The 23,072-nt window shown below is 52.3% G+C and carries 17 protein-coding genes and 1 pseudogene; 8 read left to right on the top strand and 10 right to left on the bottom strand.

Features of this window, described 5'->3' with window-relative positions:
- The first annotated feature begins 93 nt into the window (after positions 1-93).
- From FIV46_RS10765 to FIV46_RS10740, 6 genes are all read left to right on the top strand, one after another.
- Positions 94-1,302: an acetyl-CoA C-acetyltransferase gene (locus FIV46_RS10765; protein WP_139940935.1), complete on the top strand. Its 1,209-nt coding sequence runs from the start codon at positions 94-96 to the stop codon at positions 1,300-1,302.
- 33 nt (positions 1,303-1,335) lie between these two features.
- Positions 1,336-3,507 (top strand): 3-hydroxyacyl-CoA dehydrogenase NAD-binding domain-containing protein, encoded by a 2,172-nt coding sequence (locus tag FIV46_RS10760; protein WP_139940934.1) that lies wholly within the window; start codon positions 1,336-1,338, stop codon positions 3,505-3,507.
- Positions 3,504-4,292, top strand: a complete 789-nt coding sequence (locus tag FIV46_RS10755) for an enoyl-CoA hydratase/isomerase family protein (protein WP_139940933.1) — start codon at positions 3,504-3,506, stop codon at positions 4,290-4,292. Before FIV46_RS10760 ends, FIV46_RS10755 begins: the two co-directional genes overlap by 4 nt.
- 73 nt (positions 4,293-4,365) lie before the next feature.
- The gene (locus tag FIV46_RS10750; RefSeq protein ID WP_139940932.1) at positions 4,366-5,547 is read left to right on the top strand and encodes a lipid-transfer protein; all 1,182 of its coding nucleotides are present in this window, start codon (positions 4,366-4,368) and stop codon (positions 5,545-5,547) included.
- Positions 5,548-5,583: 36 nt separating this feature from the next.
- Positions 5,584-6,360 carry an SDR family oxidoreductase gene (locus FIV46_RS10745; protein ID WP_139940931.1) on the top strand — a complete coding sequence of 259 codons (777 nt, stop codon included), beginning with the start codon at positions 5,584-5,586 and terminating at the stop codon, positions 6,358-6,360.
- 54 nt (positions 6,361-6,414) lie between these two features.
- Positions 6,415-7,761 carry a D-serine ammonia-lyase gene (locus FIV46_RS10740; protein ID WP_139940930.1) on the top strand — a complete coding sequence of 449 codons (1,347 nt, stop codon included), beginning with the start codon at positions 6,415-6,417 and terminating at the stop codon, positions 7,759-7,761.
- A 47-nt stretch (positions 7,762-7,808) separates the two neighbouring features.
- Here FIV46_RS10740 and FIV46_RS10735 read toward each other — a convergent pair whose 3' ends face one another.
- Both FIV46_RS10735 and FIV46_RS10730 read right to left on the bottom strand, forming a co-directional pair.
- Positions 7,809-8,456 (bottom strand): TVP38/TMEM64 family protein, encoded by a 648-nt coding sequence (locus FIV46_RS10735; protein WP_139940929.1) that lies wholly within the window; start codon positions 8,454-8,456, stop codon positions 7,809-7,811.
- Positions 8,457-8,496: 40 nt separating this feature from the next.
- Positions 8,497-9,231, bottom strand: coding sequence for an SDR family oxidoreductase (locus tag FIV46_RS10730; protein WP_139940928.1), 735 nt, complete (start codon positions 9,229-9,231; stop codon positions 8,497-8,499).
- A gap of 104 nt (positions 9,232-9,335) precedes the next feature.
- On the opposite strand from FIV46_RS10730, the gene FIV46_RS10725 reads away from it, so the two are divergent.
- Positions 9,336-9,863, top strand: a complete 528-nt coding sequence (locus tag FIV46_RS10725; protein WP_139940927.1) for a Crp/Fnr family transcriptional regulator — start codon at positions 9,336-9,338, stop codon at positions 9,861-9,863.
- Between the two features lie 381 nt (positions 9,864-10,244).
- Here FIV46_RS10725 and FIV46_RS10720 read toward each other — a convergent pair whose 3' ends face one another.
- From FIV46_RS10720 to FIV46_RS10690, 7 genes are all read right to left on the bottom strand, one after another.
- Positions 10,245-10,871, bottom strand: coding sequence for a TetR/AcrR family transcriptional regulator (locus tag FIV46_RS10720; protein ID WP_181163189.1), 627 nt, complete (start codon positions 10,869-10,871; stop codon positions 10,245-10,247).
- A 173-nt stretch (positions 10,872-11,044) separates the two neighbouring features.
- Complete coding sequence (locus FIV46_RS10715; RefSeq protein WP_139940925.1) at positions 11,045-12,292, bottom strand: thiolase family protein; 1,248 nt, start codon at positions 12,290-12,292, stop codon at positions 11,045-11,047.
- Positions 12,289-13,827: an AMP-binding protein gene (locus FIV46_RS10710; RefSeq protein ID WP_139941174.1), complete on the bottom strand. Its 1,539-nt coding sequence runs from the start codon at positions 13,825-13,827 to the stop codon at positions 12,289-12,291. Before FIV46_RS10710 ends, FIV46_RS10715 begins: the two co-directional genes overlap by 4 nt.
- A 19-nt stretch (positions 13,828-13,846) precedes the next feature.
- On the bottom strand, positions 13,847-14,962 hold the full coding sequence (locus FIV46_RS10705) for a saccharopine dehydrogenase family protein (protein WP_181163188.1): 1,116 nt from the start codon (positions 14,960-14,962) through the stop codon (positions 13,847-13,849).
- Between the two features lie 24 nt (positions 14,963-14,986).
- Entirely contained in the window at positions 14,987-16,261 is a 1,275-nt protein-coding gene (locus FIV46_RS10700) for an acyl-CoA dehydrogenase family protein (protein ID WP_139940923.1), read from the bottom strand.
- Positions 16,258-17,619, bottom strand: coding sequence for a saccharopine dehydrogenase family protein (locus tag FIV46_RS10695; RefSeq protein WP_139940922.1), 1,362 nt, complete (start codon positions 17,617-17,619; stop codon positions 16,258-16,260). The genes FIV46_RS10700 and FIV46_RS10695 overlap by 4 nt, the downstream gene beginning before the upstream one ends.
- A 156-nt stretch (positions 17,620-17,775) precedes the next feature.
- Complete coding sequence (locus FIV46_RS10690) at positions 17,776-19,998, bottom strand: TonB-dependent receptor (protein WP_139940921.1); 2,223 nt, start codon at positions 19,996-19,998, stop codon at positions 17,776-17,778.
- 88 nt (positions 19,999-20,086) lie between these two features.
- Between FIV46_RS10690 and FIV46_RS10685 the strand changes: the two genes are divergently transcribed.
- The gene (locus FIV46_RS10685) at positions 20,087-22,354 is read left to right on the top strand and encodes a N,N-dimethylformamidase beta subunit family domain-containing protein (protein WP_139940920.1); all 2,268 of its coding nucleotides are present in this window, start codon (positions 20,087-20,089) and stop codon (positions 22,352-22,354) included.
- Positions 22,355-22,804: 450 nt separating this feature from the next.
- Here the strand turns inward: FIV46_RS10685 and FIV46_RS18210 are convergent.
- A pseudogene (locus FIV46_RS18210) lies at positions 22,805-23,072 on the bottom strand (hypothetical protein); the annotation flags it as partial.

Raw genomic sequence — 23,072 nt, 5'->3', positions numbered from 1 at the left:
AGACCGGTTGATCGGCATAGCATCATTTTTCCGATGAGTGAGGACTCAGGTTGAAGGAAACCAGGTTAGATTTCCGTTTCTTAAGGAGCCGTGATGCTTGAATCAGCGTATATTTTCGAAGCAGTTCGTACCCCGCGAAGCAAGGGAAAAAAGGACGGAACACTATATGAAGTGAAGCCTGTCGCGCTGGCTGCCGGGCTTCTGAATGAACTGCAGTCCCGGCATGATTTCGATACGGCATATGTGGATGACGTGATCATGGGCTGTGTCTGTCCGGTCGGGGAACAGGGCTCGGTCATTGCCAAAGCTGCCGTACAGCATGCCGGCTGGGATGAAAGCGTGGCCGGACTGCAGATGAGCCGGTTTTGCGCTTCGGGGCTGGAGGCTGTAAATACGGCCGCTCAGAAAATATTGTCAGGGTGGGACAAGCTGATTGTCGCCGGTGGAGTTGAAAGCATGTCCCGGGTGCCCATGGGGTCCGACGGCGGAGCATTGTACCAGGATCCGGAACTTGCCATGGAACAGGCGACCGTCGCCCAGGGAATTGGCGCCGACCTGATTGCAACTCTCGGCGGCTGGGAACGCGAAGATGTGGACGCTTTTGCCCTTGAATCGCAGAGACGCGCGGCCCGTGCCCGGGATCAGGGATATTTTGACAAGTCAGTTGTGCCTGTCAAGGACCGCAACGGAATTACCATCCTGGAAAAGGACGATTTCATCAAACCCCAGACCACCATGGAGAGGCTTGCGGCGTTGAAGCCGTCATTTGTCCAGATGGGGGCATTGGGGATGGATGATATGATCCTGGCGAAATATCCACACGTGGAAAAGGTAAATCACGTCCACACCCCGGGGAATGCTTCCGGCATTGTTGACGGGGCCAGCGCGGTGTTGATCGGCAGCGAGCAGGCGGGCAGGGATCTGGGGCTTGAGCCCCGGGGGCGGATCGTGGCTGGGGTGGTGCTTTCGACAGAGCCTTCCATCATGCTGACGGGACCGGGGCCGGCCGCCCGGAAGTGCCTCGCCGCCGCAGGGCTGAGCGCTGCGGATATCGACCTCTGGGAAATCAACGAGGCCTTTGCGTCAGTGGCTCTTCGCTACATGAGCGAGCTCGATCTGGATCACGAAATAACCAATGTCAATGGCGGTGCCATCGCCATGGGACATCCGCTGGGAGCCACCGGGGGGATGCTGGTAAGCATCATGCTCGACGAGCTTGAGCGCAGAAGCCTAAGGCGGGCCATGTTGTCCATGTGTGTCGGCGGCGGCATGGGCATTTCCACCATTATCGAACGTGTATAGGCAAGTCGCCACATTAGAATCAGGTGTTAGAAAATGGATGAATTTCATTACGCAAAGGATAGTGACGGCATTGTGACGGTTACCATGGATATGGCCGGGCCTGTCAATGCCATGAATGCCCGCTATTCCGAACTGATGGGGAAAACCCTTGAAAGGCTGGAAGCCGAGGAGCATCTGACCGGTGTGATCATAGCATCGGCCAAGGATACTTTCTTTGCCGGCGGAGACCTGAACGAACTGCTGGCGGTGCAAAAGGGTGACGAAGAGACTTTTTTCGCGGATGCGGAAAAAGGAAAGGGGCTGTTGCGGCGACTGGAAAAACTGCCGGTGCCTGTGGTTGCCGCGATCAACGGCGCCGCACTGGGCGGGGGTTTTGAAATCTGTCTGAGTTGCAATCGCCGTATCGCCTGGAACGACAAATCCGTCATCGTTGGGTTGCCGGAAGTCACGCTCGGTTTGCTTCCCGGAGCCGGCGGTGTGGTGCGTTTGACGCATTTGCTTGGATTTGAGAAGGCCTTGCCCTATCTGCTGGAGGGCCGGAAGGTCAGGGTGGGAAAGGCGTTGCGGGGCGGGCTGCTGGATGACGGAGTAGACCGGCTTGAGAATTTGCTGCCCCGGGCGAAAGAATGGATTTTGGAAAACAGGGAAAAAGAGGAGGCCGCATTGCAGCCCTGGGACCGTCCCGGGCATAAAATTCCGGGAGGGGATATTCGCAGTCCCGCGGTCATGCAGGTCGTACAGGTTGCACCCATAATGCTGTTGAAGAAAACCCGCGGACTGTTGCCGGCGCCACAGCGCATTCTGGAAAGTGCAACCGAAGCGGTGCGGGTGGATTTCGACACGGCCCTGCGCATTGAATCAAGGAATTTTGTCTCCCTGGTGACCTCGCCCGTCGCCAAGAATATGATCACCGCCTTTTTCTTTCAGATGAATCATGTCAATGGCGGCGGAAACCGGCCGGAAGGTTATCCTGCGTCCTCTGTGAAAAAACTGGGTATCATCGGGGCGGGCATGATGGGGCAGGGCATCGCCTATGTGGCGGCAAAAGCCGGCATCAGGGTCGTTCTGAAAGATGTCAATCTGGACCAGGCTGAAAAAGGCCGGGATTACTCCGCGCGCCTGCTTGACAAGGCGATTGAGGCAGGTCATGCGGATGAAGGGAAAAAAGCGGCGCTTCTGGGGTTGATCGAAGCGACGGATGAGGACGCCGGTCTTTCCGGATGTGATCTGATTGTCGAGGCTGTCTTCGAGGATCTGGAGCTCAAGCACAGAATCAACGAAGCAACAGAAGGGCAGTTGGCTGAAGAGGGAGTATGGGGGTCCAATACCTCTACTCTGCCCATCACGCGGCTTGCGGAATCAAGTGCAAAACCGGACCGTTTTATCGGGATTCATTTCTTTTCGCCTGTGGACAGGATGCCGTTGGTCGAACTGATCTGCGGGGCAGAAACCAGTGACGAGACGCTGGCCCGGGCCTTTGATTTTGTCCGCCAGATTCGAAAAACCCCCATTGTCGTCAATGACAGCACCGGCTTTTTTGCATCGCGAACCTTTGGAGTGCAGCTGGGCGAGGCATCGCAAATGGTCGCGGAAGGCGTGCATCCGGCGCGGATAGAGGCTCTGGCGAAGGCTGTCGGCATGCCGGTTGGGCCGCTGACGATATATGACGAGATCAGCCAGCGCCTGAGTCTGAAGGTATGGGAGACCCAGCGCAATATGGGATTGCGGCGGGAAGCGGATGACATGACCCCGGCCGGAACCGGAGTGATCAGGACGCTTGTTGAGGAATTTGACAGGGGCGGCCGGCACTATGGCGGCGGTTTTTATGACTATCGCGACGGAGAAAAAATGATCTGGCCCGGGCTGATCGAGCGATATTACAACCCCGGTCTGGAGATCAGTGACCGGGATATCATGGACAGATTGCTTTTCAGCAACGTGATCGAGAGCTTGAAATGCCTGGAGGAAGGGGTGCTGCGTTCGGTTGCGGACGGCAATATTGGTTCCCTGCTTGGCATCGGGGCGCCGGCCTGGACCGGCGGTTACATCCAGTTTGTGAACGGCTATGGCTTGAAGAAATTCAGGGAGCGCTGCAATGAGCTGGCGGATCTATATGGTGAGCGGTTCAGGGCGCCCGGCGTTGTTTCTGAAAAAATCGCTCAGGGTGAACTGTTTCGGCAGGATGGAAGCGAGAGGGCCAAATGACTGAATACACCGGCGTTGACTATATTCGCGAAGGCATGGTGGCCACCATCACCATGAGAAGGCCCGAGGTGATGAATGCCCTGGACAGGGCGCTGCGCAGGGAGCTCCTGGAGGTGATACAGCATGCCGAAAAGGACCCGGGTGTACGGGTGTTGATTCTGACCGGAGAGGGGGCCGGGTTCTGTACCGGAGCGGATTTGAACGCTGCAGCTTCCGAGTCCGGTGTTGAAAATATCGAGGAGGTCGTCAGAGACGAGTTTAATCCGATTGTAGCGGCCCTTGCAGGGTGCCGCAAACCGGTTATTGCTGCGGTAAACGGGCCTGCAGTGGGGGCCGGCGGGTCCCTTGCCCTGGCCTGCGATCTTGTCGCCATATCTGAATCAGCCTATTTCCTGCAGGCCTTCACCATGGTCGGACTTGTGCCGGATTGCGGTATGGTGTGGTCCCTGTCACGCACTATCGGTTACCAGAGAACATTCGAGATCATTGCCGATCCGAAACCTGTTTTTGCGAAAAAGTGCCTGGAGCTGGGACTGGTCAATCGTGTTACTCCCGATGAAAATCTGCTGGCCGATACAATGGCCTGGGCGCAAAGAATTGCCGAGGGTGCGCCATTGGCTTTGCAGGAAGCGAAAAGGATTTTGCGGTATGGCATGACCGGAAGCCTTCCGGAAGTCCTGGAGAAGGAAGCGAAAGCGCAGGGCAGGGTCGTTCATAGTCGTGATGTGCAGGAAGGCGTGCTGGCTTTTCTCGAAAAGAGAAAAGCGGTTTTCAACGGGAACTGAATCAACCGGAGTTGGCGGGGCTGATTCCGGCTTTGACCCTTCTCCGGAAAAAGAAAAATGAGGTGAAATGGAAATGAAAAAGGTAATCGTCGCCGGTGTGGGAATGACGCCATTCGTCAAGCCTGGACAGAGCAAGAGTTATGATGAACTGGGGGCGGCGGCCGCTCGCCTGGCGCTGGCGGATGCAGGGATTTCCTATGACAAAATCCAGCAAGCATTTGTGGGCTGGGTCTATGGCGATTCAACATCCGGGCAGGCGGCCCTGTACCGGGTTGGCCTCAGCGGCATTCCCATCATCAATGTCAATAATAACTGCTCGACAGGATCAACAGCTTTGTTTCTGGCGCGTCAGGCCGTGGAAAACGGGATTGTGGATTGTGTGTTGGCTCTCGGTTTTGAACAGATGGCGCCCGGGGCTTTGGGGCTGGTGTTTCCAGACAGGCCCAGCCCATTGGGAAGTTTTATCAAAATTGCAGATGAGACGTTTCCGGACTGCGGGGAGGTTCCCATGGCCTTGCGGTTGTTTGGCGGGGCCGGGTTCGAGTATCAGCAGAAATACGGCACCAGGAATGAAACCTTCGCCAAAGTCAGGGCGAAGGCCAGCGAGCATGCCGTGCATAACGACAAGGCCATTTTCAGGGAGCCGCTGAGTGTTGAAGATGTGATGTCCAGTCCGCAGTTGTTTAAAAACCTGACGCGCCTTCAGTGTTGTCCGCCCACATGCGGCGGCGCCGCTGCCGTCATCTGCAGTGAAGAGTTCGCCAGGGCTCATGAGATGCGGCAGGACGTTGTGATTGCAGGTCAGGCCATGACCACTGATTTCCCTTCGACTTTCGAGGAAAACAGCATGATCAAGGTGGTTGGTTTTGATATGACCGTGCGGGCCGCCATGGACGTTTACAATCAGGCGGGGACAGGGCCCGATGATGTTGATGTGGTTGAGCTCCACGATTGTTTTACCGCCAATGAAGTCATTACCTATGAGGCGCTCGGCCTATGCGGCGCCGGAGAGGCGGAACGTTTTATCTGGGATGGGGACAATACCTACGGCGGCAAGGTGGTAACCAATCCGTCCGGCGGGCTGCTTTCCAAGGGACATCCGCTGGGAGCCACCGGACTTGCCCAGTGTACTGAATTGGTGCTCCAGTTGCGCGGTGAAGCGGGGGCGCGCCAGGTTGAGAAGGCAAGGACGGCCTTGCAGCATAATCTTGGCCTTGGCGGCGCCTGTGTGGTGACCATGTATCAGGTCCGCTGAGAATTTCCAAAGACAAGCACATGGAAGGGGACGACTATGGGACATCTTTTTAACAAGGATACTTTCGCCGACAAGACTGTTTTTGTCGCCGGGGGAACGAGTGGAATAAATTTGGGCATTGCGGAAGCTTTTGCGGATTCAGGCGCAAATGTGGCGGTGTTGAGCCGCAATCAGGAAAAGGTCGCCGCCGCGGTGGACAAATTACAGTCAACGGGGGCGAATGCACTTGGTTTTTCCGCCGATGTGCGGGATATGGCGGCTCTGACGGAAGCTTTTGAAGCCGCGTCGGGAGAATTCGGTTCAATAGATATCCTGGTTTCCGGTGCGGCCGGAAACTTTCCGGCTCTGGTTGAGGATTTGTCGCCCAACGGATTCAAGGCGGTTGTCGATATTGATCTGCTCGGGACGTTTAATGTTGTCAAAGCAGCTTTTGGGTGTTTGTCAAAAGGCGGGGCCTCTATTGTCAATATTTCCGCTCCCCAGTCTCAGATTGCCCAAGGCATGCAGGCGCATGTTTGTGCAGCGAAAGCGGGAATAGACCATTTGACCAGATGCCTGGCCATTGAATGGGGACAATATAATATCCGGGTCAACGCCATTCAGCCCGGACCAATTGATGGAACGGAGGGCATGGAACGGCTTGCCCCGACACCTGAAGCCCGTGCAGCAATTGAATCCGCCCTGCCGCTTGGTCGTTATGGCACAAAGCGTGAAATAGCGGATCTGGCCATGTTCCTGAGTTCCGATGCCGCCCGTTATATAACCGGTGCCGTGATACCCTGTGATGGCGGTCTTTGTGCAGGACGGAAGTGACGACCGGTTGAGGGACCGCTGGTGCCGGGAAATATATCTGCGAAGAGGGCAGCGATGAAGAATGAAGCGATATATCGGAAGAGTGCGATCTTTGCCAAGCTTTCAGCGGGAGAGCCATGTTTGTGGAGAAACCCCGCTTTTGATCCTGATCCGGCGACTTTGCAGGATTTACCGCTTTCCATGACGCATGTCGTGGAAGCCGAACAGCGCCTCCAGAAGTTTGCGCCGCTTCTGGAGTCGCTTTTTCCCGAGCTTGCACCGTCCGGGGGAATTATTGAATCACGTCTTTTGCCTGCACCGGACCTGAAGGAGAAACTGCCCGCAAACGGCGCGAAGATCGACGGCAAGCTGTGGATCAAAGCGGACCATGACTTGCCGGTTGCCGGATCTGTCAAGGCCCGGGGAGGCGTATATGAGGTGCTGTGCTTCGCCGAAGAACTGGCCGTCGCCCATGGCTTGCTGGTCCCGGGAGGGGACTACCGTGATCTGGCCTCGCCGGAAGCCCGTGAGCTGTTTGGGAAATATACGGTTTCTGTCGGCAGCACCGGCAATCTGGGATTGAGCATTGGCCTTATTGCAGCGGCGCTTGGTTTCCAGGCCTGCGTCCATATGTCGGTGGAAGCCAAACAGTGGAAAAAGGACCGGCTGCGCCGCAACGGAGTCCATGTGATAGAGCACGATGATGACTATTCCAGGGCCGTTGCTGCAGGACGGGCGTCAGCCGAGAGCGACCCCTGCGGGTATTTTGTGGATGACGAGAATTCTGAGCGGCTTTTTTCAGGGTACAGTGTCGCAGCCTTGCGGTTGCGGCAACAATTGCAGCAAGAAAATGTCAGGGTTGACGAAGAACATCCTTTGTTTGTTTACCTGCCATGTGGCGTGGGTGGCGCGCCGGGCGGGATTACTTTTGGCCTTCGGCATGTTTTTGGCAGCGCCGTACATTGTTTTTTTGCCGAGCCCGTTGAAGCGCCGTGTATGTTGTTGACGCTGGCTTCTGCATCAGAGGATGATCTTTCCGTCTATGATGTCGGTCTTCGGGTTGACACCGAAGCCGACGGTCTTGCGGTGGCCCGCGCATCAAAATTTGTTGCTCAAATGATTCAGTCGTCAGTGTCGGGGGTATTCACCGTGAAGGACGAACGGCTTTTCCGGGATTTGTATCTGCTGGAGAAAATGGAAGGGATACGGATCGAACCATCTGCCGCTGCCGGCTTCAGTGGTCCGGAACTTTTGTGCAACGATCCCGAAGGCCGGCGATATATCGAGGACCACAAGCTGGAGAAAAAAATGTCGCAGGCAAATCATATACTCTGGACTACAGGGGGAAGCTTTGTGCCTGCGGAAGAATATAAGAAATTTCACGAGCTGGGGAAGAAGCTTCAGAAACAATGCAATTCCTGAGCGTCTCTGTTCAGTGTTCACAAACAGTGCAGCTATCCCCGGACACATCACCCGTTGGTTTTTTTGTTGAAGATCAGCCAGCCCAGCCAGAAAGAAGCGGTCAGGCCGGCAGCGACAAGAATTGCCGGGGTCGGGTTCTCCAGTGTGCTTATGGAGCCTGCGTATGACCCGAGTATTGAATATGGCACACCGCTGAGAAACCACAGAAGCAGGAATTTCGCATACTTCATGCGTGTCATGCCGGCCATGCAGGCCGAGACTTCAGGGAGAATCGGCGTGGCGCGGGAGAGCAATATAACAACGGGGCCGTGTGTGTTGAATGTGCTCAAGGCATTTTCCCGCTGCGCCTGGTCCCGGATAAGAAAATTGACCAGCCTGTCGCCATATTTCCGGCTAATGACATACCCGCAGGTGCCGGCCATAAAAAGGCCTGCAATGGCGGAAAGCGCCCCATAGAACGGGCCAAGGAAATAGCCTCCCAGAATGATCACCGTCAATGTCGGAACCGCAATGAATAAATCGGCGAATAGCAATCCGGCAATGACAATCGCCACATACAGGGTGTTAACATTTTTTGCTATTTCAAACCATAACTCGATTTTTTCGACGGTTATGAGACCGGTTGAATTGAGGAGGATAAAGGTGCTGGCAAATATCGATGCAAGAAACAGCATGATTTTCAAGAGTGGCTTCATTGAGTGCGCCTTTTCTGGTCGTTTTTGAGAATGTTCAATCTCATTGCTTTCTCATTATTCTGCCGGCCAGGGCGGGGGCCAGCCTGAGCAGAAGGCGGAGTAGTTTCACTTTGCCAACATCATTGACTTTCTTTCCTTGTTCGATCCCAAGAAGAATCTCGCTGGCCGCTTTGTCCACTGTGATTTTTCCCGTTCCACGGCCCGTGGTCATCGGCGTATCAACAAGGGGCAGAAAGGCCTGAAGAACCTGAACATTGGTGCCTTCCAGCTGGTAGGACAGTCCTTGCGAGAAGGCGTTGAGGGCTGCTTTTGTGGCACAATAAATGACTGATGTTTTCTTCGGGGTAAGGGCCAGGCCGGAATTGATGTTTGCGATGGCGGCTTCTTCATTACCGTGCGTCAGTGCCGGTAACAGCAGATAGCTCAGGGCACACACCGAGGTGAAATTCACATGGATTTCATGCTCGATGGTGGCATAGTCAAACTCCTTGTCCAGAAATGTGGGGACATTTTGAACCGCGGCGTTGTTGATGAGCACATCAATCCTGGGGTGTGTTTCAAGAATGCTGTTGGCAATCACACCATAGTTTTGAGGGTCGGAAAGGTCCGCGGCATGGACGTCTACATTGGGAAAGGTATCCCTCAGGGCCTGGAGCCGGGGGCTTTCCCGGGCAATGACGGCCAGAGTGTTGTGCGCCTGCAGCTTGTCGACCATTTTGCGGCCGATGCCGGATGTGCCTCCTGTCAGGACAATGATTTTGTTACTGAGTTTCACGGATGATTACTTCCCGATGTAATTGACTTTCCTGAGGTTCGAAATGATAGTGTAAGGACAGACGCAAGCTGCGGCATTAACCCAGGTTAAAACGTGCAGGAAAAATGAGCTTCGAAGCATTTGTAAAAAGTCACGGCAACCACTTGCAGGTTTCCAGGAACGATCATGTTTTCATGCAGGGCGATGAGAGTGACACACTCTACTATGTTCAGTCCGGACTTTTGAAAGCCTATTATGTTTCGCGGGAAGGGAAGGAGTTTATCAAGTCCTTTTTTCGTACAGGCGATTTGCTCGGAAGTTTGAGTGCGGTTTATAGAGGCTTGCCCTGCACATTCAGTGTGGTTGCCCTGCAGGATTGCGATCTGATCACTATGTCTTCTTCCAAATTGTTGGAGGCCGTACGAAAGTCACCAACGCTTTCACAAGAAATGTTGGATGCAATGATGCAGCTGGCAATGAAAAAGGAACAAAGGGAATATCAGTTCCTGACCCTGTCCGCCAAAGCACGCTATAAAGCTCTTTGCGAGTCCGATCCCGAACTTGTTCGGCAGGTCACCCAGAATGATATTGCGCACTACCTGGGGGTAACGCCTGTCGCCCTAAGCCGTATAAAAAAGCAATTGCAGCTGTAATGCCTGACATATGAAATATTTCAGTATCGGCCATACTCTTCCAATTGTGTGGGACCCGTGAGAATTTAGTCAAATATTGCGTCTCCGGATAACTTCCCATCTGGCTTTCTACACAGAAAGACCAAAAAGTCTGAGTATAGTTTCACTTCAAATCCTGTCCTGCTTTAAGCCAGGGTCATTAAGGTCAAGCTGCAGGCGCAAAGTGACTGCATCCGTAGTTGCATGCCCCTGCAACTACTATAAACGCTCATCATACAATGTGACGGTTTGTTTTAGAATTTGAGGGTTTCTAATGGTAGCGCACCAGGAAAATATGCCTGATAAGTAATATTGTCTATTGTGGGAAATGACTTGGCAGGTAAAATTGGTTCTCTTATTTTTTCACTGATTGTCATGTTCAGTCCCTAGGACGGAAAGAACAATTTGCAATTGTCCGGCAATATTCCCAAGCGCATCTTTTGCGGTCATGTCATCGTCCACGATAAAATTGTAATATTCGGCATTGGCGATTGAGAATATCACTTGGGCAAGTGATTTTGGCTCAACATTCCGGGCAAAGGCGGTTGTTTCCGACAATATCTGGGTGAGTTGCTCGATTTGTTCGAGCAGAGCTTTTTCAAGTTGAAAATAGTCCTCGTTTGCCGACGCCTCGTGGGTGATGGCATGTGCGGTAAACCGACGCAACAACGTTCGATCAATATGTTGGAATGTCTCGAAATAGGTTTTCAGCAAATTCAGGAATGCCTGTTGGGGTGATTTTGCCGGTTTGGTTACATGCTGTTCCGCCTCAACCAGTCCCGCTTCCATTTCTTCAATAATAATGGCGCTGATAAGGACGTCCTTCGACGGAAAATAATTATATAACGAAGCGATACTGATGTCTGCATCTGCAGCAATTGTCTCCATTGCCGTTCCATCCAGCCCGTGCCTGTCGAACAGGGCCTTGGCCTGGGTAATGACAGCTGCACGTGTTCGTTGTTTCTTTCGTTCTCTAAGGCCGTTTTTCATGTCAGTTTTCCTTGATCCTCGGGCACAAAGTAGCGCATTCGGGTTAATTTGCAATACCATACAAAAATATAGCGGCTATAAATTTATGGAGGGAGAATTCCTACGTTGATACTACGGTCCTGTTGAAATAAACCCTGGCTTACCGGTGGTGTCTTGTCGAAAGGAACAGAATGTCAGGTGTTTGGGGCACGATAAATTCCAACATGGGCAACAGCCTCTTCCAGACCATAAATTCCGCCGCCATTTTCCTGAATGGCGTGCCGGGCATTCTCAACCTGGCGTTTGCCTGCTTCACCACGCAGTTGTGTGACGATCTCGTGGATCTGTGCCAGACCGGTTGCACCTATAGGATGTCCACGCCCTTCAAGGCCACCCGAGGGATTCACGGGAATTCTACCGCTCGGACCGGTTGCGCCGGAGAGGGCCAAATCCCCACCTTCACCAATCGGGCAGAATCCCAGATTCTCCGACTGGATGATTTCCCCCATGGCAGCGGCATCATGTACTTCGGCCAAGTCCATGTCATCGGGGTCGAGAGCTGCCAGTTCATATGCTTCCCGGGCTGTATTGCAGGTGACCTGGTGGTGGAAGTCATCAGGTGCCCTCTCGCCGCCGGACTGGACGACAGAAGCCATAACCCTGACTGCGCGTCTGCGGTCAATTCCGTATTTTGTCAGCCCCTGTTCCGTTGTCAGAAGGATTGCTGCGGCACCGTCCGATATCGGTGAGCACATCAGAAGCGTCAAGGGGAATACAATCAGCCTGGAGGCAAGAATCTCTTCGATACTATAGGCCTTCTGGAAGTGCGCTATAGGATTTAAAGAAGCGTTCTTTCTGTTTTTCGCTGCTACCGTGGCGAGTTGCTGTTGAGTGACGCCAAAGCGTTCCATGCGGTCTCGACACATGGCCGCATAAACTTCCATGATTGCACTATAGGGCATTTCGGAATGGCTGGAGGCACCTTCGATTGACATGCCGATTGAGCGGAACCGGTGAAGTATTTCCTGAGCCTTCGAAACATCCCACCCGCCATCAAAAACGGAAAACATCTTCTTACGGTCATCGGAGATCATTTTTTCGGCGCCGACTGCGGCAACCAGATCGCCGTCACCTGCCCGAAGGTGGCGTGCCGCCAGATGGAAAGCGATACTGCCACCGGCACAGGCTGCTTCAACATTATAAATTGGCGTTCCTGCATAACTGCGAGGGATAAGGGCGACTTGGCCACGTATGGTGTCTTGTCCCTCCATATGGCCTTGGGTGGAATTGGAAAAATATATGGACTGTACCGTATTCTGCTCGACGGCTGCGTCAGACAGGGCATTTGTCATTGCTGCCCGGGCAAGTGAGCCCACCGAATTATTGGCATGATGTCCGAACGGAGTCATGCCGACACCAACGATATAAATGTCTGTTTTCATATTGCTTTTTCCTGACTGGCCCAATAAGGGACCCGAAGCTGGCGTTTTAATACTTTTCCCGCGGCACTTCGGGGCAGGCTGTTCATGAATTCGACGCTTTTGGGAGCTTTTACCGAGCCAAGTTTCTCTTTGCACAGAGTGATAAGCTCTTCCGCTTCCAGCTTGGCGCCGGGATTGAGTTCGATTACGGCATGAACCCTCTCACCCCACTCGCCATCGGGAATGCCGATTACAGCACAATCCTGAATCGACGGATGTCCCCAGATGACCTGTTCGACTTCACTGGGATATACGTTAAAACCACCGGTAATAATCATATCCTTTGCACGGTCAGTGATATGGAGACAGCCGTCAATGTCGAGATGCCCGATATCTCCGGTATAGAGCCATTCATCCTGGATGGCATCAGCGGTTTTATCAGGATCTTTGTAGTATCCTTTCATCACCAGATCGCCGAGGACGCAGATCTCACCGGTTTCACCAACAGGAAGTTGGTTCCCCTTGCTGTCCCGGATTGTTACCGACACCAGAGGACTTGGATGTCCGCAGGACGACAGGATCTGTTCATTTGCAGATTCATGTGCTTCCTTTGTCAGGCAAGAGATTGCTCCGGGAGCTTCACTTTGACCATAGAATTGGGTCATTACCGGCCCGAATGTGTCGATGGCCCTGCGCAGCTTGTCTGTTGACATTGGCGCGGCACCGTAGATGAAATAGCGAAGGGAAGAAAAGTTCCGCTCTGTGATGTCATCCTGTTGAAGGAGCCGGTAAATAACAGTCGGAGGGAGAAAGAATTCGGTTACTCTTTCACATTCCACCGTCTCCAGCATCAGCGCGGGATCCGGCTTTTCAAGGATAACTATCTTGCCGCCCCTTGCTGCCGCCGGCATGGTCAGAACGCCGGCTGTATGGGTCATGGGTGCCGCGGCAAGGTTTACAGGTCGTTCGTCAAAATATGGCGTGTTAAGCATATAATTGGCGGCGAAATTCAGAAGGTTTCTGTGCGAGAGCATAACACCTTTTGATTTTCCCGTTGTTCCGCCAGTGGGCATAATCATGGCCAGGTCTTCAGCACCGGCGGTATGTGGGTAAGGAGCATCGTCAGCATCCGCGAGCCAGGCTTGCAGGGATGGAAACTCATTCTCTTCATCCAGACAAACCAGAGTGAGCTCATCGGAGAGCTGGTCCCTGATTTGAGCGATTGCCGGTAAGAAGCTGCTGTGGAAGAACAGGATATCGACATCAAACCTATCAATCAGGTCCAGATTGTCAGCAATGGGATTCCTGGGGTTCAGGGGCACCCATGCCAGGCCGGCGCGCCACAGGCCAAGCGTCGTCAGCCAGGCCAGGTGACTGTTGGGGGATAAAACTGCTCCATGATTGCCTTTCCCGAGTGCAATATCCTTCAGGGCAGTCGCGATTTTGTGGGAAATATTTTGTGCCTCGCCATAGGTGATGCGGTTCTCGCCGCATACGAGATAGGTTTTATCCGAGCCAAAGGAAGCGCCACGGTCGAACAGACTAACAATATTCATCAACTATTCCTCCCGTGCCTCAGATTGCTTTTTCCAGGTGAGCATATCCGTAGTCTTCCAGCGCGGAGAGTACGGCCTCATGCCCAAAAGCCTGGCATGGAGAGGCGAAACCGGAAACCATATTTGCATCGGCAAGAAGTTGATTGGCAGCAAATGCCTGTAACAATCCGGTTTGCTGATAGCTGGCAGTGGAATGAACGCGATATTCGACATGTCGTCTCGGTCCAAAGCCAACGGCACGATCAAAATTTCGATGGACCTGACGGTTTTCTCGTGGCGGCATGCCGTTCTGAATGGATTCACCGAGTTGGGTCAGAATAGCTTCCTGCTCTTCGGCACTCTTATCCGAAATCTGCTCGTCGTACATGGAAATCAGACCAAAGACCTGCTCCATGATTGAACGATTATCAGCAAAACATACAAGAGCTTTCAGGTTTTCAATTTGCCTGTGACCTTCATACCAAATCGGCAATGCTGTGCCTGTCCATGGGAGAGAAAGCTGGGGTTCGCCCCAGAGCGGCAACTGAACTTCATATTTTTTCCCCCGGGCCCACGGCTGAAGCTTCCGGTCCTTCAGGAAAAATTCCTGAGCCCTGGCGCTTCTAACTACGGTCTGCGTAGAACCATAAGTGGGAACGCCAGCCGCCGCGCAATGGGCGTTTATAGTCGTGATTCCATGCTCTGCAGCTGCAAAGGAGACGGCAATATCCAGTGTCGCATGCATATAGGCGGTAGAAGGGGCAAGTAATAAGCCCGCTTTTTGAAAGTCGTCGGAAAATTTTTCTTTAACCGGAAGCACAAAATGCTGTTCTCCGGTTGTGTCGAGATAATGGGTGCCGGCTTTCAGGCAGGCCTGAATAACGGTTTCACCATAAAGTTCGAAAGGTCCGACCGAGTTGCAGACGACCTGAGCACCGTCAAAAAGACCGGCAAGCGCGTCAACGGTGTGGTCAACTTCCCGAATTTCATAATCAGCGGTCTCGATACCAGGCACTTTTTCCATCGCTGTTTCAAGACGAGCCTGATTTCTGCCGGCAGCAATAAAGGGAATTCTGTACTCTCTTAAAAATTCGCAAATCAGTCGGCCGGTGTATCCACTGGCACCATATACTATTACTGGTCGTTTATTTGGCATTTGGGTCTCCATTTGTCTTTGGGGTTACGATGCGGAAGTGTGTTGCCAGGTGCGGCTGAGCCAGTCAGCGGCGATCAGGCCGAGAATATTGTTTTCACCGTCCTCTATCAGTGCAGCACGGGCATCGCGAAAAATCTTTTCAACCGGATATTCGGCAGTCAGTCCCACACCGCCGAATATTTGTATTGCTTCATTGGCCACTTCGAAGGCCATTTGGGTGCAGTGTACTTTTGCTGTAATTGAGGCGAGTACATGAGGGTCAACCGACAGAAAGTTGAACTTTGAAACCCGGCGGGCCATTGCACGGCAGGATTCAACCTTGCACCACATGTTAAACAAGCGTGTCTTGACAGATTGATGTGCAATCAATTGACCGCCGCCCTGGCGACGATTGTGGACATAAGATATCGAATGATCGTAGGCCGCGCGCGCGACGCCAGTCATAATGCAGGCGATCTCAAGATTCCCGAAGGTGAGGGCACTGAATACAGCCGAGGGGAATCCCTTGTGCCCGGCCAGGATGTGATCCAGGGGGACCTCGACATCATCAAAGAAGATTTCACCCTGCGGTAGCGGTCGTTTGCCGATTTTATCAAGGGGAGGGCCTTTTGAAACGCCTTTCTGATCAAGGGATACCAACATGGCGCAACCGTTTATGGTGCCATTTTCGGAAACATAACCTTCGCCCAGGTCTGTGGCGCAGAATATCAGGGCAGTCTCTGCGAGCGGGCCACCGGAAACCCAGGATGAAGACTGACCGTTCAGCGTCAGGTGATCACCAGACAATTTGGCATGTAAATTCCCTTTTATCTGTGAGCCGCCACGCAAAAGATTAATACCTTTTGGGTCCGCCACGTCGCTGCCACGGTCGGGCTGTGTTGCAATCCAGCAGCCTTGTTTCCCATTAAACTTTTCTGTCAGCACCGGGTTGCCGGACATATCTGCGGCCAAGGCAGGAAAAGCACCAACGAGGGACAGGACTGTAAGGCCGGGGTCTCCCCACCCCAGTTCTTCCAGGACAAGGGGAAGCAAGCGGGAGGCAACCAGCGGTTCCAGTTGACTGATTGCGAGGGGGGAAAGACCTAGCTCGTCAAGCTGCTGTAGAAAATCCGATAACCCGGCCTCCGGTTTTACCACTTGCTCTGGGTTCAGTTTGTCAAGCTTTTGCCCCAGTGGGCGCATGACCTGCCTGGCAAATTTGTGGGCAGTTTCCTGAATAGCAATCTCTTCCTCCGTCAGATCAGCATCAAGACCTGACAAGGAGAGACGAGGGACATCGGGATTGAGAACCATCTTCATGACAGTCTCCCGATATCCTGTGTCGAGGGCGCGCGGGGTGCTTCCGGCCACTCAGTCCAGTGACCTGCGCCATTTTCACTAAAAGGACGGAAACGGACCGGGCTTAGCCAGGAGTTTACCGGAATGCCCAGCAGTTGTGACAGTCTTTCGTAAAAAACACCGGGGTTGATCCACTGCTCCGGAAAAAGACAGCCTGCCTTCGTACCCGGATCATTTTTAATGGCCTCGAGGAAGAAGGCCGCCTGAGAATAGCCTGTCGAGACATCCATAAATTTCAAGGGTGATCCAGCGGGGCTGGAGTCCACATAACGTATCAGTTCGAAGATATCCCCTTTGTATTCACCTCTGACGATGGCAGCAGTTGCTGCCTTTGTGGGATATTGAAGTTTTAACAGGTCACGAAAGAGGAACTCTGCTACATCCCATAACGAGATTTCGCCAGCTGACAGCTGTTGAGTGATTCCTTTCTTTGCTTCTTGTTCAACAGATTTATCCGTTTTTTGCCCCGCAATGGCGTTCTGCAGGAATGTAATTGCATCTTCGGTGGATACGCGGCCAGACTTTTCCGCTAGGGCGACACCCTTTATTATTCCATTGATAGGCGCCGGATGTAACGAGCCCCAGCATGTGACCGAACGAACGTCGGGATAACTGTGGCCGAGCATGACAGGTTCAGGATGCGCACATTCATAAAAAGACTGTTTCTTCAGGCCGGGGAGACTGAATCGACGGCTCGAGGCATAGCTTTGCCGTTCTGTTTGTTGACCATTTCTCCAGCCGGCGTAGGTGCCGGCCCCCATATGAAGTGTATGAGCAACAACAGAGCGTCCCAATAGTTGGGGGCCTTCGTCGCCGACACACCAGACAACATCAATTTCCTCAACCCTGTCCAGATGTTCTGCAAGGTCTTGCGCCAATACATTGGTCAGACCGGGGGACGCACCGCATCCGAGATAGAGTGCCGAGTTATTTGCTTTGGCCTCTTCGGAAAGGCATATACCGTCAAGGGTGCTTTCTGTGTCATCGTCAAGGTCGAGATAGGAAATGCCGGCTTTTATGGCCGCTCGACGGACAACTCCGGCAGTGAGGTGAAAGGGGCCTGCGCCATTAACAACGAAGTCGGCTTCGGCAATTGCAGACTGAAGCGCTTCCCGGTCAAAAAGATCCAATTCGCCTGCCGTCGCAACGCCATCGGGAAAAAGAGTTGCAGCTTGCTGTGCCGCCGCTTCATTGATGTCTCTCAAATTCAAGGATAAATTATCCGGAAGTTGGGCGGCAACACCTTTAAGGAAGGTTTGTGTCATACTGCCGCCGGCACCGACAACAAGAATTCTTTTTGGTTGGGTCACTTGTTTCATCTCCTGAGATGCATTAGGCGTTCCACTAAATACGCCTGAAAGTTCTATCCGCTGATGATGCTCTCGGCGTTTCCTACCAGGTTGGTTGCCTCATTCTGGGCCATCCATTCTGAAGATGAGCCGAGAGCAGTCATCGGGAAGTCTCCCCGTTCGGGGTCAATATGTTGCTTGCAGACGCACACCAAGGTTTCGCGGCATCGCGTACTGCTGAATGGCAATGCCAAGATCATCAACGATCTGAGACTGATTTATGTATTTTGTGTTAGTCAGATTTCGGCCATAGAGCGTTACGCGGTATCGGGCGTCACCGAAACTGAACCCGACTTCGGCATTAAACAGGGAGAACCCTTTCTGAAGGCTTTCGGCACGGTTGCTGGCAAGCAGATATTGTTTGCTGGAATAGCTCCAGTCCACATGGAATGACAATTCGTCAGCATCATTGAGCGGGATATGATAATCAACGCTGGCGTTGGCTGTTACCTTGGGGGCACGTGGCAGCCTGTTGCCGCTGTAATCCTCGGTCGAGGAAAAGACGAAAGTGTCATAAGTGGCGTCCAGCACGGCGAGACCTGCATTCAGATTCAAATTCTGAGTGGGGCGGGCCCGAACGGAGAATTCTATACCGTCTCCTGACGAACTGGCTGCATTCTGTGTGGTGGTTACCGCTTGTACGATCTGAACCTGCAGATCGTCGTATTTATAGTGGAATGCGGCGAGGTCATAGTTAATCCGACCGCTCCAAAGAGTCCCCTTGATCCCGAGTTCATATGACCAGATGGTTTCTGGATCAAAAGCACCAGCTTGCGGCACCAGAATGTTAAAACCCCCTGACTTGTAGCCCCGGGTGGCGCTTGCATACATCTGGATGTCTTCACTTAATTGATAATCCAGGGCGAAACGTGGCTGAACCTGTCCATAACTGTCATCAAGATTGAGCGTTCCGCTTGTTTCCTGCAAAAATAATGTGGTTGTTCCCAATGCTGCCGGTGCAATAACTGCATTTGCAGGGGCCGGGTTATTGATATCGGCAGACTTATCATCGTAAGAATAGCGAACGCCTGCTGTGAAGTTCAGGCGATCTGTGATCGAATAGGTAGCATCGCCGAAGATGGCCAGATTGAGATATTCGGCCTCGGCAAAATTCAATTCCGTGATGTCGCTACCTGCAAAACCCGGGACGCCGATTACCGCTTGGCAAGGCACACCGGCCAGCAACAGGCAAAAATCTTCTTCGGAATATTTCACGCTGGATGTTGCGGAAATTTTTTCATAGAAGGCGCTGACCCCGATAAACCAGATCAGTCGATTGTCTTGCGGAGAGCTCAGGCGAATCTCCTCGCTATAGGAATCATTTTTCTCGACGGTTCCGAAATGCAAGAGAGCCAATGGCGTGGCATCCGTATCTTCCAGATAGTCCATCTTGTAGTGGCGGAATGCAGAAACACTTTTCAGGCTATAGTCGCCGAGATCAATTTCGGCATGAGCGGAAATGCCATAAATATCCCGATTGGCGCGGTTGTCATCCGCCAGATCCGTAATAACTTCGTCCTTATTTGGTAATGTTCCGCCCGATGCAGGGAAGACGAGTGAACGATAAATTGCTGAATCGTCGCGGTTGCGTTCCCAGTCGAAATCAATTTGGAAGTTTTTATCGTCCCCCTCGAAACGAAGCGCACTTCTCAGGGCAATGGATTCTTTTTTGCCGAGCTTGTTGCCCGAAACCAGGTTAGTCAGATAACCATCTCGTTCGTAGTAACGTCCTGCAGTCCGGAAATATATATCTTCATTTATCGGAATATTGCCCATGGCCCGAAGTTCGGCAGTGTCAAATTCTCCATAGGAAGCGCTCAAATCGAGCGCACGCTCATTGTTTGGAGTATTGCGGACGATGCTTAGCGCGCCGGCAGTTGTATTACGTCCGAATAGTGAGCCCTGGGGGCCTTTTAGAACTTCGACACGGTTTACATCCAGAAGGCTGGTAATAGCGCCGGCAGAACGGCCGATATAAACGTCATCCACATATACGCCCAGTGCCGGATCGTTGCCGACAGTGAAGTCATTGCTGCCGACGCCCCTTACTGTAAGAAGGGGCTGGGAACTGGAAACGCTGAAGCCGGAAAAACCGGGTGTCAATGCTGCCAGATTTGATACGTCGTTGATTCCGGTTCGATTAATAGCGTTACTGTCAAAAACAGACATTGCGATCGGAACATCCTGTAAAGACTGGCTGCGCCTTTGGGAGGTTACAACCACTTCTTCAAGCACCAGTTCTGTAGTCTCGCTGCTACTTTCCTGAGCTGTTCCATTTTGTGAAAAAAGAGCGAATGCTGCTGAACTTAGTAGCAGGACGAGCTCACGGTTTTGTCTAGGCATCTTCATTGGATTGATTCCTCCACTAAAATATTTGTATTAAGAATAAAAATATAGTAACTATAATATTATAGCAAGTATAAAAATGGAGACGGTTATGAGAAAGAAACTGACAGGTTATTGCAGCGAACTGGTTGTGCGGGGCGGAGACACGCTGGATTTTATGATTCACGGCGAGGAAGTTATCGATTGTGAAGTGGATCTGGTCCGGATTGTAAATGGAGATCCCGATCCGGCCGGCCCGGGAGTTATTCTCGAGGAAATAGAAGCACCGTTTGCCGGTCGTCGCAAAGCTGTGCCGCAGGATAAACGCTCAGGCTCCTTTGCTGTATTACCTGTTAATAATGAAGAGGCAGAATTTGATGCGCTGTCTGTTACTCTTGCTGTGTTTCCCACACTTTTCAATGGTTGCAGGCAGACAATCGCTCATTTAACCCATGGGAAAGGGGAGGATATTCTTTCTCTGTGGCTGGATGACGGAGGACGTCTTTCCTGCGATTGTGCGGGGGTAACGGTTGCGTTAGATAAGCAAATGCCACTGGATCATTGGAGTATTATCGGCGTGTCCGTCAGTCAGGAACATTCTGAAATTACACTTTTTCAGACAGTATGTTCTATGGGAGTTGGCGATCTGGCCATGAAAGCTTCATGCCGGAAGAGGCAGGAAATTGACCTGGATGTGCCGTTTGTACCGGATCTGTTGACACTGGCTTCTTCGTGGGACCCTCAGGAAAAGCCGCTTCACTCCTTTAACGGCAAGCTGGAAGCGCCCCGCCTCATTGCAGAGTATATAGATGATAACAAATGTTTCGGGCTTGTTCTTGCCGAACAGCCCTCTGCCAATGAAGGGCGTCTATTGGGTTTCTGGGATTTTTCCAGGGATATTCAGACACCACATATTCGTAATCTGTTGACGGGTGGCCTTGACGGCAAGGTGGTAAATCTTCCCAATCGGGCCGTGCGGGGCTTGAGATGGAGCGGCAGAGAAAGAAACTGGCAGAATGCGCCGTTGGAATATGGTGCCATTCACTTTCACGATACTGACCTGTATGATTCCAGGTGGGATGTCACTTTTTCCTACCGGATTCCCGGAGACCTGAGAAGCGGGGCCTATGCTGCCAGATTAAGAGCCGGAACGGAAACGGAATATCTGACTTTTTTTGTCAGCCCGCCAAAACTCAGAAGGCCCGACCAGCCGCAGATTGCCTTGGTCCTGCCAACTGCATCCTATCTTGCCTACTCCAACGAAATTGCGCATGTGCAGGTTTTGCGTGCCCTGTATGGAGAAGATGTACCGCTGCTTCCGGAAGTGGAAATGTTTATGGAGAACCCCACTTTTGGGCACTCCATGTACCAGGGGCATGCGGACGGTTCCGGTGTCCATTATGTTTCTCATCTGCGGCCGATTTGGAACCTGCGACCGGATACACGGCCGTGGGCCTTTCCGGCAGATACCAATATTATTCACTGGCTGGAGACGCGGGGATTTCATTATGACGTGATTACAGACCATGATATCGAACTGTATGGGGCGGGGATACTGAACAACTACCGGGTTCTGTTGACAGGCACTCATCCGGAATATCTGACGGGGAAAATATTTGATGCCTATGATGGCTTCCTGGCCAACGGTGGGCGTCTCATGTATCTGGGGGGGAATGGCTTTTACTGGAGAGTTGCGTTCAGTGAAAACTGGCCCGCTGCGATGGAGGTGCGCCGCGCGGAAGACGGCAACCGCGGCTGGGTTGCGGAACCCGGGGAATATTATCATGCCTTTGACGGTGAGATGGGAGGGCTTTGGCGACGTCAGTTCAGGTCACCGAATACCCTGGTGGGTATAGGGTTTGCGGCACAGGGATTCACTGCTTCAACATATTTTCGCCGCACGCAGGATGCCGAAAACCAGAGATGTTCTTTCATATTTGACGGGGTGGAGGACAATATTATCGGTGATTTCGGTCTCCGCGGCGGCGGGGCTGTCGGAGAAGAAATTGATCGCTTCGATGTTGCCCTGGGATCGCCGGCGCATGGTCTGGTCCTGGCCCGGTCGGAGAACCATCCGGAGGACATGTTTCTCGCCAAAGAAGAATTTTTGTATACGGTGCCTCCGAACCTGGATGACAGGATCCGGGCAGATATGGTGTTTTTTGAAACTTCCGCGGGAGGGGCCGTATTTTCCGTCGGTTCTATCGCTTGGTCCGGAAGTCTGTCACATGACAATTTCGACAATTCGGTGGCGCGTATCACGGAGAATGTCCTTAACCGTTTTGCGGAGGATACAAAATTTGAGGTGCCGGATTGGCCGGAACAGGAGGTTCCCTCTTTCCGGGCGTCTGTGGCGAGTGGACAACGCATCAACGCCTGACTGGAACGTTCTCTCCGCAAAGGTGTTAAAGATGGCATGCAATGGATCTTTGTGGAAGAAAAATGCTGGCTGGATTATTCCAGCCAGCATTCATATTAGTCTTGGGGATGGTTGTACTTTTAAATGAAACAGTGATCGCTTTTACTTCTATATTGTAAGTTGAGTTTTAAGTCTTTCACTTATTAAGTGGGATTGATAGCGTATCGAGTTTTTGAAACAACTGTTTGCAGAATTCTACCTAAGATGGAGTTGAAAATGGCCACTTTTTTAAGGTAACTCCGGATCTCTGTTATGGCTTCTTTGTCTATGCAGCAAGACTTAGATAATCTGAGTATGGGTTTAATTCAAATCCTGCCCCCACAACCAACCTCCCCAAGCGAGCAAAGGCGGGGGCCTGTTTTTAGATTAGGCGTGTTCTTGGTTTAAGGCGTGCCCAGTTTAAATGCCGGCTTAATGATAATGATGAACGGCGTTCTGCATTTCATGGGCATAGTCAGTTACCATGAATATCTCGTCTACTTCAGCCCTTAAACAATCCAGAGCAGTCTGAACAATTTCGGGGTCCATCTGATGAGGTATCAGGTCCATCAGAATCTTTTCAACCTCGTCGGCGGTTGAAGCGGTGCGATATGTTCGTTTAGAAACAAGCGCTGACACAACATCGGCAACGCCTATGATCTGACCACCAAGCGATATCTCCGATCCTCTGAGACAATTG

Origin of the sequence: Emcibacter nanhaiensis (genome assembly GCF_006385175.1) — a bacterium.
Taxonomy (GTDB): Bacteria; Pseudomonadota; Alphaproteobacteria; order Sphingomonadales; family Emcibacteraceae; genus Emcibacter; species Emcibacter nanhaiensis.
This window is presented reverse-complemented; position numbering and strand designations above follow the sequence as displayed.